Annotated in this window: 12 protein-coding genes and 1 pseudogene; 9 read left to right on the top strand and 4 right to left on the bottom strand. The window is 53.1% G+C overall.

From position 1 onward, the window contains the following. Nucleotides 1-7: 7 nt before the first annotated feature. From MJP36_RS17100 to MJP36_RS17090, 3 genes are all read left to right on the top strand, one after another. On the top strand, nt 8-277 hold the full coding sequence (locus MJP36_RS17100) for a hypothetical protein (protein ID WP_226477766.1): 270 nt from the start codon (nt 8-10) through the stop codon (nt 275-277). 908 nt (nt 278-1,185) lie between these two features. Further along, entirely contained in the window at nt 1,186-1,557 is a 372-nt protein-coding gene (locus MJP36_RS17095; RefSeq protein WP_244383551.1) for a hypothetical protein, read from the top strand. Nucleotides 1,558-1,817: 260 nt separating this feature from the next. Then, nucleotides 1,818-2,216: a hypothetical protein gene (locus tag MJP36_RS17090; RefSeq protein ID WP_244383550.1), complete on the top strand. Its 399-nt coding sequence runs from the start codon at nt 1,818-1,820 to the stop codon at nt 2,214-2,216. A 387-nt stretch (nt 2,217-2,603) separates the two neighbouring features. Here the strand turns inward: MJP36_RS17090 and MJP36_RS17085 are convergent, their stop codons facing one another. Continuing rightward, entirely contained in the window at nt 2,604-2,936 is a 333-nt protein-coding gene (locus MJP36_RS17085) for a DUF6124 family protein (protein ID WP_244383549.1), read from the bottom strand. 370 nt (nt 2,937-3,306) lie between these two features. Between MJP36_RS17085 and MJP36_RS17080 the strand changes: the two are divergent. From MJP36_RS17080 to MJP36_RS17060, 5 genes and pseudogenes are all read left to right on the top strand, one after another. Beyond that, nucleotides 3,307-6,426 (top strand): annotated as a pseudogene (locus MJP36_RS17080) (DUF637 domain-containing protein); the annotation flags it as partial. Then, the gene (locus tag MJP36_RS17075) at nt 6,410-6,781 is read left to right on the top strand and encodes a hypothetical protein (protein ID WP_244383548.1); all 372 of its coding nucleotides are present in this window, start codon (nt 6,410-6,412) and stop codon (nt 6,779-6,781) included. The pseudogene MJP36_RS17080 and the gene MJP36_RS17075, both read left to right, overlap by 17 nt. Before the next feature lie 220 nt (nt 6,782-7,001). Next, nucleotides 7,002-7,262: a hypothetical protein gene (locus tag MJP36_RS17070; RefSeq protein WP_244383547.1), complete on the top strand. Its 261-nt coding sequence runs from the start codon at nt 7,002-7,004 to the stop codon at nt 7,260-7,262. Further along, nucleotides 7,252-7,818 carry a hypothetical protein gene (locus tag MJP36_RS17065; RefSeq protein WP_244383546.1) on the top strand — a complete coding sequence of 189 codons (567 nt, stop codon included), beginning with the start codon at nt 7,252-7,254 and terminating at the stop codon, nt 7,816-7,818. The genes MJP36_RS17070 and MJP36_RS17065 overlap by 11 nt, the downstream gene beginning before the upstream one ends. A 237-nt stretch (nt 7,819-8,055) precedes the next feature. Beyond that, nucleotides 8,056-8,463 carry a HEAT repeat domain-containing protein gene (locus MJP36_RS17060; RefSeq protein WP_244383545.1) on the top strand — a complete coding sequence of 136 codons (408 nt, stop codon included), beginning with the start codon at nt 8,056-8,058 and terminating at the stop codon, nt 8,461-8,463. Between the two features lie 97 nt (nt 8,464-8,560). Here MJP36_RS17060 and MJP36_RS17055 read toward each other — a convergent pair whose 3' ends face one another. After that, nucleotides 8,561-8,950, bottom strand: a complete 390-nt coding sequence (locus MJP36_RS17055) for a RidA family protein (protein ID WP_244383544.1) — start codon at nt 8,948-8,950, stop codon at nt 8,561-8,563. Further along, nucleotides 8,940-10,076: a DSD1 family PLP-dependent enzyme gene (locus MJP36_RS17050; protein WP_244383543.1), complete on the bottom strand. Its 1,137-nt coding sequence runs from the start codon at nt 10,074-10,076 to the stop codon at nt 8,940-8,942. The genes MJP36_RS17055 and MJP36_RS17050 overlap by 11 nt, the downstream gene beginning before the upstream one ends. Nucleotides 10,077-10,170: 94 nt before the next feature. On the opposite strand from MJP36_RS17050, the gene MJP36_RS17045 reads away from it, so the two are divergent. After that, a complete protein-coding gene (locus tag MJP36_RS17045; protein ID WP_244383542.1) occupies nt 10,171-11,055 on the top strand; it encodes a LysR family transcriptional regulator in 885 nt (294 codons plus the stop codon). A 58-nt stretch (nt 11,056-11,113) separates the two neighbouring features. Here MJP36_RS17045 and MJP36_RS17040 read toward each other — a convergent pair whose 3' ends face one another. Next, nucleotides 11,114-12,055: a cupin domain-containing protein gene (locus MJP36_RS17040; protein WP_244383541.1), complete on the bottom strand. Its 942-nt coding sequence runs from the start codon at nt 12,053-12,055 to the stop codon at nt 11,114-11,116. Nucleotides 12,056-12,160 lie beyond the last annotated feature (105 nt).

Genomic DNA, 12,160 nt, shown 5'->3' with positions numbered 1-12,160 from the left:
AATGGTTATGAGCAGTGGCGGCACACTAATAGAACGATTTGTCGCCCAAGAGTTGGACGACAGCGTTCGCTCTATTTTGAAAGATGCCTTTGATGAGCGGATTTGCTCAAAGAGCGTTCTACTCAGGGAGTTCGAGTTTAATTGCTTTGACGTTTCTTTGGACTTTGAAAAAGGCATCGTCACATTGCAAGATGTTCTTTCCGCTGGAGAGAGTAGCTTTCTTGATATACCGATACGTGATTTTATCTCTGCTTGCGGTTTAAATGTCTCTTGTTAATTGTAGAGGCCTGGATGTGATCTGACGCCGGCCTAGCACCCGCGAAAATAGGGGTCAGACCACGACTTGCGTTTTTTAGAGTTCAGCAGAGTTGCTCTTTAAAAATATAAAGAATGGTGGTCTGACCCCTATTTCCCCCTAATGGTGTGAAATTTACCCCAGAGAAAGTCATTGCAACAACTCGCAATTCTAGCGGGAAAGTTGTATTTCTAGAGACTAGAAACTCAAAAGCCGGGTTGCAGCACATTAATGAGGAGCATGGTAGCCAATTTGCTCAGATGGGCGTGTCTGAGGCTCAGATTCCGGGTGTGGTAATGAAGGCCGTTTCTGAGGGTAGGCTCGTTGGTTATCAAGGCTCTAGAGCTGGACGTCCAATTTATGAGTTAACTATTAACGGGCAGCCGCAGCGAATTGCTGTGACTGTTGGCGACAACGGTTTTGTCGTCGGTGCAAATCCGAGGGGCGGCGTTAAGTAAAAAATATAAAATTAATGGTGGATTATCAGTGTCATCCGCTTTGGAATATGTCCCCCGGTGAGTATGGGGACATAGCTCCTTCTCAGCTTCCTATCTCTGAAGAGCTTCAGATACGCCTATCAAAGTGGGCCGCTACATACGATGAAACACTAGATTCTGATTACTCGCCCAACTCTGGATTCAAAAGTGAGGAGTTAGAGCGCGAATTTAAGCGAGAGGGAGAGCGATTAGCTGAAAGCTTGAGAAATGAACTAGGCCCGGATTTTTTTATTTTCCTTAAAGGCTAGTTTATCCAAAAAAAACAGTAGAAATAGGGGGTAAACAACGTTTTTGCGTTTTTGAGAGTTCAGCGGAGTTGCTTTTTAACAAATGTAAAGAATTGGGGGTTGATCCATATTTCTCTTCAATTGACTTCGATCTGTGAGAATCGACATGAACTATTATGAAATTCTATCGCTCTCAAATTTTTATTTCGAAGATAGCTACGTTTTGTCGATTGATGATGTGGCAGGATCACTTATATTTGAATTGGATGCTGTTCTTAATAGCAATAGCCCGCAATATGAGGAGCCGAAAAACGGAGAGCAGTATTGCTATCGCAAGGTTTTGTTGCGGTTTTTTAATGTGGACTCTATCGAATGGTTTGATAGAAGGCGTATGGGGTTTGTAGATAGTACAGGTGATTTGGACCATGGAAATATAGACAGTTTTGTTAGAGTTGATGGTTCCTATACTCTGTCTGGCGATTGGGGGCGGGTCATAATTCGGGGGGGGGGAGAGGTAGAAGCGGTTATTACTGATTAGTTTGAAGTAGGGGGTAGACTACGCTTTTGTGTTATTTGAAGTTCGGCAGAGTTGCTCTTTAAAATTATAGAAAGTGAAAATAGGGTCAGACCACGTTTTTGCGTTTTTTAGAGTTTGGCGGAGTTGCTATTTAAAAATATAAAGAATGGTGGTCTGCCCCCTATTTTCCTCATCTGGTCAGCCTGGACTATTGATTTGCCTAAAGCCGCAACAGGCACAACGTATAATCCAGAAATAAAATTTCTGATTGGAAATCCATAATGGATATTAGATTTGTTGAAGAAATAGTACGTGATTCATTTGGTCTGTGGATATCGGCTCTTTTTAGTGCAATTGGTTCATGGAATCCTGAGCTATCGTTTTCTCAGCAAAAAGATGCTTTTTTTTCTGTGGTCGAATATCTGCTTGTTACTGGAAGAATAAAATTTATAGCGCCAAATGCGGATTGCTATATTTCTTCTGATAATCCGCATCCGAAATTTTCGATTAATGATGAAGAGTCTCACTGGCGCTTGGATGCGCAACAGATCGTGTCTTTCTTGAAAGATAAGTGGCCGGAAGGCGTTGTGAGTGAAAGTGACGAAGCACTCACAATGTATTTTTATGAAGTGCCAGGTATAATTTGGGTGGACGAAAATGGCCATTTTTTTTCTTCGTAAGTTGTTGGTGCAAAGGGCACAACTCCTGAGAATATTAGCCCTATAGGCGCCGGACGAAGTGGAGCTTTTAATAAAGCTAAACGTCAATCAGGCATTCCCGCAAGCCAGGGAAAATATAAAAAATGGTGGTCTTATCCCTGTTTCCCTCTGGGCGGAGGTGGCTCCTCTAATGCTTGCTTGACCAAACCCCCTATTAAGCCAAAACAGTAATCCCCCACGCCGAATACAACAGTGCTTTCTTTGTTTTTTTTCGTTGCCACGTCATCGTTTCTTTACGCAGCTCTAAAAGTTATCGGCACCAAGCTATATGTTGACACGGCACAGCCCAATAGCAAAAAAACCGAGCCGCCGTTGGGCATTACGACGGCTCGGTACTGCGTTAAAGGCTTAGCTGCCCGCTACTGCTGCCTCCCGCTCCATCAGCTTGTCCATCAGCAACACCCCCAACTCACTCAACTGGTGTATTGCCAGCGCTACATCGCGTGGTTTCCCGGTCAGGTCCTCGGACAGGTCAAGCAGCAAGGCGCTGACTGAGGAAAAGGTTTCGTAGCTGTTGGTGATCAGGGTTTCTGAGCTGGTGTCGGGGGCGACACTGAATAAACCCAGCGGCGGCTGAGGTGCAGCCGTTTCTGGATTGAGGTAGTGATCTATGGCGCGATGCGCCGCCTGATTGAGTTTCAGGTCGGGCTTACTTGGAGGATTAGGCGTGACTTTGAACATACTTGGAATTTCCCACTTTAGGGCCGCCACCTCTGAGCTACTAAACTAAGGGGTGGCAGCTGTGCGCAGGTTAGTAGACCGGGGAATTCCAAGAAAGCCGGCGCGCCCGAGGACGCCCTGCACACAGCCACCATAAAGCACGGACGTTGTCGTCCGACAGTTGAAGCTTATGCACTGATTGGAATAACCCCAGGCTACTAAACCCGATCACTGAGTTTTCAGCGACCGAGCAACCTTAGAGACGCCCACTCAAGCGCACAAGCCGGCGGATTCTGACGCAAGCGTAGGCAAGGGAGCAAGGCGCTGTCGCCTCGGACTTTCCTGTTTCAGGGCTTGTTGTAGGACATGTACTCATTCGGCACCGCCGTATGGCGACTTGATCAACGAACGTACCGTCACCGGCCACGACAGCAGCGATGGTGTCATCAGCGAACACAGCGACTTTCTCGACAGCGCCGCACGTATCGAAGCGGCCAACGACATGAGCATCAGGGCCGGCCGCGACTTCTCCAACCAGGGCAGCGTGCTGCAAAGCGGGCGCGACACCACCATCCAGGCCGGCCGCGACCTGAGCTTCGGCTCAGTGGAGCAGGCCAACAGCAACGCGAACCTCAGCGCCCGCAACAACAGCCGCTCCGTCACCCAGAACGGTTCGTCGGTGACGGCGGGTCGCGACCTGTCAGCGATTGCTGGCCGCGATCTGACAGCAATTGCCAGCCAGATGGATGCCAAGCGGGATGTGGCGATGTCGGCGGTGGGCGACCTGACGATGGCTTCGGCGGCGGACGAGCAGCATTCGGCGTTGAACCTGAAGAAGGTGAAGGCGCAGGAAGACCATGTGAGCCAGGTGGGCACGTCGGTCAAGGCTGGCGGGGATGTTTCGCTGAGTGCTGGCAAGGACCTGGCGATGATTGCCAGCCGCGTCAGTGCGGGGGATGAAGCGTATTTGGTGGCGGGTGGAAAGCTGGGGTTGCTGGCGGCGGAAGACAGCGATTATTCGCTGTATGACATGAAAAAGAAGGGGAGCTTCGGGAGCAAGAAGACTCAGCGGGATGAGGTCACGCAGGTCACCAACATCGGGAGTGAGATCACGAGCGGGGGGGATCTGACGCTCAAGAGTGGTAGTGATCAGGTGTATCAGGCGGCCAAGCTCGACAGTGGTGAGGATATCGCGATTGTCAGTGGTGGTGCGGTGACCTTCGAGGGCGTGAAAGACCTCAAGCAGGAAAGCCACGCGAAAAGCAAAAGCAGCCTGGCCTGGAACAGCATGAGTGGCAAGGGCAATACCGATGAAACCGTCAGGCAGACCCAGATGGTTGCCAAGGGCGACATCATCATCAAGGCTGTTGACGGTTTGCACATTGACGTCAAGCAGGTCAATCAGCAGACCGTCAGCCAGGCAATTGACGCGATGGTGAAGGCCGATCCGCAGATGGCGTGGTTGAAGGACGCCGAGAAACGCGGGGATGTTGATTGGAAGCTGATCAAGGAAACGCACGACTCTTATAAGTACAGCAACTCCAGCCTTGGGCAGGGGGCGATGCTGGCGATCATCATCATTGTCACGGTATTGACGGCGGGGGCTGCCAGCGCCGGGGTCGGTTCGCTCGCAGGTGCAACGGCTGGATCTGGTTCTGCGATGGCAGCCGGGACTGCTGCGACAGCCGCCACGTCAACGAGCGCAGCAGTTGCTGCGACATCAGCAGGGCTCGGGAACATTATCGCGACAGGTGCCTTGACGTCGTTAGCCGGCACGGGAGCGGTTAGCGTCATCAATAACAAAGGTAATCTCGGAGCGGCGTTCAAAGACACGTTCAGCAGTGACAGCTTAAAAAATGCGCTGATTTCCGGATTGGCCGCTGGTTTCACCACGGGTGTCATCGATCCAAATCTGGGAGGCACTACCAAGCCGTTCAATAACCTGACCAAAGGTTTTGATCTCAGTACCCTGGAGGGGATTGGAGGGTTTGCGGTTCATGCGGGTGCTCAAGGTGTGGCCACCGGAGCCATCCAGACCGCGATTGGTGGCGGAAGCCTGGGCAAGAATGTTACGGGCGGTCTGGTCTCCCAGGCCGGGAACGTAGCGGCAGCGACGGCGTTTAACTTCGTGGGAAGTTATGCCCAAGAGCATTGGCAGGCCGCTAAGAATGCAGGCGATACCAATGGCATGGCGATGTGGGCTGAGGGAGGTGTGGCTCGTGTCTCCATGCACGCGTTGTTTGGTGGTGCTGTATCCAGTGCCACGGGTGGGGACTTCAAGACCGGGGCCATTGCTGCTGGCGCGAGTCAGGCAATGGCGCAGGTTCTGAACGATACATTCGACAAACAACCAGAGTTGAGGCAAGGGGTAGCGCAGATTGTCGGACTGACTGCTGCAGGCTTGGCCGGAGGGGATGTCAATAAGGCGTCCTGGGTGTCGCAAATGGCGGATCAATACAATCGCCAACTGCATCAAAAAGAGACAATCGCGCTTGAGTCGTTGCAGAAAGACAATCCGGACAACGCCTATAAATTGAAAGCCGCCGCCTGTGCCTTGGTGCATTGCAGCGCCTCCGTTCCGGTTGACGACCCTAACTACAAAGTCATCCGCGAGCTCGAATTGGATGGTGGCAGCTTTAAAGATGCTCAGAAGCAACTGATGGCAACGGGGGCTTTTGATGAATACGGACGGTGGGATAAAGCCAACGATAATTTGCTGAAGAATGATGAGGCGCTGAAGCGTTCTGGAAATGCGGGGCGTGCTGTGCTGGGGGCGATTGGTGCCGCCGCGGGCTTCGGCGGTGCAATACTGTCTACGCCAGCCTGCGTGACAGTTGTGGGTTGTGCTGCACCAGCGCTTTCCGGATTGGGAGGTGCGCTTTCCTTTCACGATGGGATGCAGGCGACAGGGGAGCTGCTAACGCCTTATCAATACACTCAGGGGCAAAAGGTACTTGATTCGTTCAGTTCTGATACCTACACGGGTGATGTTAACCCGATGCGCGACTATGGAACCGCGGCTGCGAGGGCGGCGATGGAAATTGCGCTGTTCAAGGGTACCGCGAAACTCGCAAGTGGAGAGGGGGTGTCGGTTCTGTTGCCGGGCAAGAAGCCCGTAGTATCTGCAAATGGTGGGGATGCGCTTCCTGCGCAGGAGATCGCAGGTGCAAAAGCTGGGATGGATGCTCCCAAGGGTGGGTTTGGGCCTACTTATCGGCCAGCAGATAGCGACCAATTTGAAAAGATTCTGACTTCGTATTACGGTGCGGATAAAACTGGCAGCAGGGTCGGAAACGGCGGATTGGCTGACGCTGTGCGTTATGAGAAAGCTACAGGCGACATGTTGTCTCCCGCTGGGCATGAGCAAAAAGCCATCGAGCTCAGTAATAGACTAAGTGATCTAGTTCGTAATGCTGACAATCAACCACCCGGCAAATACCCTTGCAGTCAGCGAGATATTGATTTTGCTAAACAGCTAATAAAGGATATCGACAATGCTCTTGGCCGATGAGTGCTTCAGAAAGTTTGTTCTGTGGTTGGTTTCTTTACCCTTCTTGTCCGCTGAAGCTCTGGAGGCTTCATTAAAAGAATTAGGCGGGGTGGGCGGCATTATTGAGAACTCATACTACATATCCGCGTACGAGTTTTTAGGTTACACTCTGGTGCAGGAAAATTCATTTGAACACATACTGGAGTTTCTTCGGGGGTTCGAGTTGGAATTGAGTGAGAATCCTGGGTGTCTGTACTATTTTGTTGAGTCTATAGTCGACCATTCTTTGGTTCGTGGTGATGATCTCGAGACGTTAATAAGTGCGGCGCCTGACAACTACAAAACATTTTTGTGTAAACGGTTTTTGCCGAGGTGAGACTGGTTCGCTGGTGCAAAAGTTGGCTCGATAGTTGATGCTGAGAAAGATGCATTAGACCGAATAGCGTAGACCTCCAAATGAAGTAGGGGTGGGGAAGTAGGGGGCAGGCCACGTTTTTGCGTTTTTTAGAGTTAAGAAGAGTAAATATAAAAAATGGTGGTCTGACCCCGATTTACGCCTGCCTATTTTAGCTGAAATAATTTTTTTTGTTCCTGCTATGAGTTTTGCTTTCGTGGTTGTTGCTCTTAGGTTGGAGGGTGGTTTAAGAGTGTATGTGGTGGTTTCTGCGATAGCGGCATTGATCGCTGGTGCATGGATGTTTGGTGTTGTTTTTTTCTTTATAAGTAAGGTGGAGGATTATCAAGCGATACGAAATATGTTTCCTGTGTTTTTGAGTTTTTTGCTAGGAGGTGTATCTGTAGGTCTGACAGCTTATTGGTTTCTTCCAAAAAAAAGGGGAGTTGGTAGTGAGGTTTAATGTATTGCTGGGTTTGTTTCTTCTTTTGACCGGCTGCATCACTAATCAACTGCATTTTGCCGCCTTTACCACAGATGCAGAACTGTCTGCAATAAAAAACAAAATCATTAACTCAGCGATAACAAGTGTGACCGGCTATGAACGCTGCACCCAATGTTCTGAGCGCAGTAAGTTGGTGTGGCATGCAGCCAATTACGATGTGGGGCTGTACGAGGGATTCGCTAATATACCGGTCGCCGATTGGTCTGAATTTACCAAACAGTCTATTGGGTCTGATGCCAGCGCGAGCATAAAAACCAGGGTGGAGATCGACCGGGTTTTCGTCAAGACGTGGAACAGTCCTGATTATTATGCATGTGAAGTCAGGCTTTCTGTTTATGTCGGTGCCGTAAAATATACCGGGGAGTCGCGCATAAAAATAAAAAGAACGGGTCAAGAGTTGGTTCGTCAGGATCTAGTCTATCTGAGGTCGGAGGCACTTAATGCTGTCAGTCTTGCGTTAAAAGGGGCTTATATAGATGCCTTGAGTAAAATTGAAAAATTGCCGGAAAAATAAGGGGGAGCCCCTGAGGGATCCCCGATTTTTCTTACCGAAAAAGATAAGCCAAGACACTGACCTGTTAATAGATGCTTTAACCCTGGTGAAGGTACTTGCGGAAGCAAATAAACTTTAAGGGAAATAGGGGTTAGACCCTGAGGGGCGCTTGCGTTGTTCAGAGTTCAGCAGCGTTGCTCTTTAAAAATATGGGATCCCTCAGGGTCCTACCTCTGTTTTACTTATAATAGGTGAAATATGTTTAAGGAATATGAGTTTTTGCTGGGTTCCATAGGGTCAGAAGATTACTGGTCGGATGTAGGGATTGATATCGCGGCCTCCAAGATCTCTCAGTTTGATAATTCAAGCTGGAGCGAACTTGAATCGGCTCTTCTGACGAAGTCTGAAGCTTGGCGAGGTAGGTGCGCGGAGTCTCTCGGTGATTCGAATGATGAGCGGGCGCTGTACGTTTTGCTCATGCTTCTGAAAGCTGGAGAGGAGTCGGTTGTCATTCATGCAATTGAATCTATTGAATCAGTTTTTTTGGCTGGCTATATTTCTGACAGGGCGCAGGTAATACGCGCTCTAGATGACAGGTTTGAGGCAGAGAGCAGAACGTTGAAGCTAATGGCGGCAACGTTGGTCAGGAAGTTGAGTGGCGCGTAATTGAGAGATAGGAGTGAGACCAGAATAGCTTACTTAACAGCCAACCAGTTGATATGACTAAAGAGTTAAAGAAACCATCCTTGACCCACGCTAACAGTCACAACCCACCAACCACCGCCTCAATTTCTATCAAATAACCATGATGCAACCCCGCCACCGGAACCACCGCACGAGCCGGCCGATGCTCTCCCAGATAACACGCATAAACCCGATCAAAAGCGGCCCAGTGTTCTACCCCCACGACATACACCGTCACCTTCAACAGGTCACTCGCACTCCGGCCCGCTGCGCTGAGGATTGCCATCAGGTTATCGAGCACGATCGAGGCTTGCACCTCGAACGGTTGGTCGGCGCTGTGCTCGCCGTTTGCGCGCATCGGCAACTGCCCGGATACGTATAAAACGCCTTTGTACAGTACCGCCTGGGAGTAGTGCCCGCCCGGAGCGGCCGCGTTGGTCGTGTGGATCAACTCGATCTTACCAGCCATACAGGCGACTCCAGGTGTGCACGGCGCCTTCGGCGTCGCAGGCGTGATAGTGCGGGAATTGCGCGCCGGTGGCGCACGCGTGGTTGGGCAGGATGCGCAGGCGGCTGCCGATGGGGAAGTGCGCCACGATGTCGGTGCCCTGGGCCGCTCCAAGGGTGATGATGCCGTGCTCCTGGTTGGCGCCAGTCACTCGCGCGCCCTCGATCCATTCGCCGGTTTCGGTACACACCTGCCCGTAGCCGAAATCCCGGCGCTGGCGTTGGGTGCCGCGGTCACGGCTCATGGCCATCCAGCCGGCGTCGGTGATGATCCAGCCTTTGTCTTGCTGATGGCCGATGACGGTGGTCAGCACGCTCAGGGCCAACTCGTCCGCCTGGCAAACGCCGATGTTGTGCATGACCAGGTCGAAGAATACGTAGACACCTGCGCGTACTTCCGTCACGCCTTCCAGGTTCAGCGCCGACAGGGCGGTGGGTGTGGAACCGATGCTGACCTCCGGGCAGGCCATCCCGGCTTGGCGGATTTTTTCAGCGGCGCTGACGCAGAGCCGGCGTTCCTGTTCGGCAAGGGCCTGCAATGCTGGAAGAGTGTCGAGTTCATAGCTGGAGCCGGCGTGGGTCATCACGCCGCGCAATTGCTGGCCGCCCTCAACAAGGACACGGGCAACCGCTAGCAGCGCAGGGTCTTCAACGGCCAGGCCTGAGCGGTGGCCGTCGCAATCTATCTCGATCCACACGTTGAAACGTTCGTCGTGTTGCTGTGCGAAGGCGACAATCGCTTGGGCCCCGACAACGCTATCGGTGAGCACACTCAAGTTGCAGCCCTGGCGCCTGAGTGCGAGGGCCTGAGCCAACTTGCCGGGCGCTACGGCCACGGCATAGAACACATCGTTGATGCCCTCGGCAAAGCAATACTCCGCTTCTTTCAGGGTGGACACCGTGACGCCGTTCGCGCCGGCGGCTATCTGCGCCTTGATCACGGGCAGGCATTTGCTGGTTTTGATATGCGGGCGCAAACGCACACCCAAGCTGTGCATGCGTTGCTGCATGCGCTGAATATTGCGCTGCATTCGCGAGACATCGATTAGCGCGACGGGGGTATCGAGGGAGGCAATCAGGGCTGACATGACAGAACTCAGGTGGCTGGATACGCGGCCACTCTACTCAGCGTTCGTAAAGTTGTGGTTCAATCAATGGTCATCAATCATTAAGTAAAATTGAATGATCTCTGTCGAAGATCTACGCCTGGCTGCAACACTGGCGCGCTCCGAGTCTTTGAGCGCTGCGGCCAGAATGCTCAACGTCTCGCCACCCGCACTGTCCATGCGCCTACGCAAATTGGAGACGCTGCTGGGGCTGAGCCTGGCCAATCGCGATGCCCGGCGTTTGAGCCTTACGGCTGATGGCGAGCGTTTCTCCCGTGAATGTGCGCTGTTGCTGGAGCAACTGGAGGCGCTGCCGGAGTCGTTCAGGCAACAGGATGAGCGGCTGACCGGCACGCTCAGGCTGGCGGCGCCGTTCGGCTATGGACGCCAGCGGATTGCGCCGCTGCTGGCCCGCTTCGCCAGGTTGCATCCACAGCTGCGCCTGCAGCTGGATTTGCGTGAAACGCCATGGCCTGATCGTCACGACAGCGACGCGGTGGTTCATATCGGTCACCTGAATGACAGCCTGTGGATCGCCAGGCCCCTTACACAAAACCACCGATGGTTGTGCGCAAGCGCAGCCTATCTGGAGCAGTACGGGGTGCCATCTTCACCGGAGCAACTGGCCGAGCATCGCTGCATTTGCATTCGTGAAAATGATGAAGATGTCACGCTATGGCATCTGCGTAAGGGGCAGGGGCGCAAAACGCTGCGCATCGAACCCGCGCTGTTGAGTAACGATGGAAGCGTCGCGCGGCGTTGGGCCGAGCAAGGCTTGGGCTTGGTGCTGCGTTCGCAGTGGGATGTCAGTGATGCAATCGCCAACGGTAGCCTGGTCCGGGTGTTGGCGGATTGGCAATTCGACAGTGCGCCGATCAACCTGTTGGTGCCCTCACGCAAGCTGCGTAGCCCGCGGGTGGAGGCATTGGTGGCGTTTCTGGAGGACGCATTGAAAGCCTGATCAGGCGAAGGGCGGCGCAAACATGCTTCATGCAAGTGCGCCGCTTGCCCGACGGCTATCAACTGAAGCGGATATCCAGCGAGCGAAGGTAGGTCTGCAGCCCCGCGTCCTGGATCGGGATCAGGAACGCTTCCTGGCCGGACTCGTTGAAGTGGGCGTGCCAGTAGCCGGGCGGCGTGACAAACGCCAGCCCCGGTGCCCAATCCACGCGAACCGGGTGACGTATCTGGCCATCGGCGTCCAGGTCGGTGCCGACCAGGGTGTAGCAACCTGTCGGGCAATCGACGATGAAATCCAGCGCAATCGACTGATGCCGATGAGGCTTCTGGACCGAACCGGCCGGCAGAATTCCATACATGGCCCAGAGCACATGGGTCACGGTTCGGGTTTGCGGGAAATTGCGGTTGCCCAACAAGATGCTGATACGGTTGCGGTCTTGCGCACGCGGGTCATCGGCCGCTTCACGCAACTTCGCGTTGGCGGTCTGCGCCGGGTACAACGTCGGCAAGAACCGGTCAGTGCTGCGGGTCACGCCGAGATAGCGCAACAGGGGCTCGTCATGCACGTAATAGAGCCGGGCGTCCTCGGTCGCGCTGAAACAGGCGCCCAGCAGACCTGGCAGTGCCATGAAGCAGCCTTTGGACCATTCCAGGGTGTGCTCGCCCTGGGTCACTTTACCTGCGCCGGCAATCACATAAAAAACCTGCGAGGTGGCGTTTGGCTGGAGCGTCAGGCTGTCGCCCGCATTGAGGCGGATAAAGTTGGCACAAAGCCCGGGGCCGGTGGCCGGCCCTTCGCAGCCCAATGCTTCGCTCAGGTCCAGCGGCACGACCCGCGAGGGGCCTGAGTCGCAGAGCGAGGCTGGAAAGTTGTGGTAGGGCACGCCTGTAATGAGCTTGGCGCTGATCGGATTTGCCGCTTTGCTGTACTCGAAATATTCCGCTTCGCGCTCGTTTGGCGGCACGGCGTCTACTGCATCGATCCTGAATGTGCTGTTCACGATTGTCACCTCGCTCGCTGATCCGTGGATGCAGCGTAGGCCGGATCAGGCCCTTCTGCAAAGTGCTGATATATATAGAAACTGCGACCGTTATGGCAGCAAAGC

Origin of the sequence: Pseudomonas palleroniana (assembly GCF_022836895.1) — a bacterium.
Taxonomy (GTDB): Bacteria; Pseudomonadota; Gammaproteobacteria; order Pseudomonadales; family Pseudomonadaceae; genus Aquipseudomonas; species Aquipseudomonas palleroniana.
Note: the sequence above shows the minus strand (reverse complement) of the source record. Positions and strands in the feature narration are given on the sequence as shown.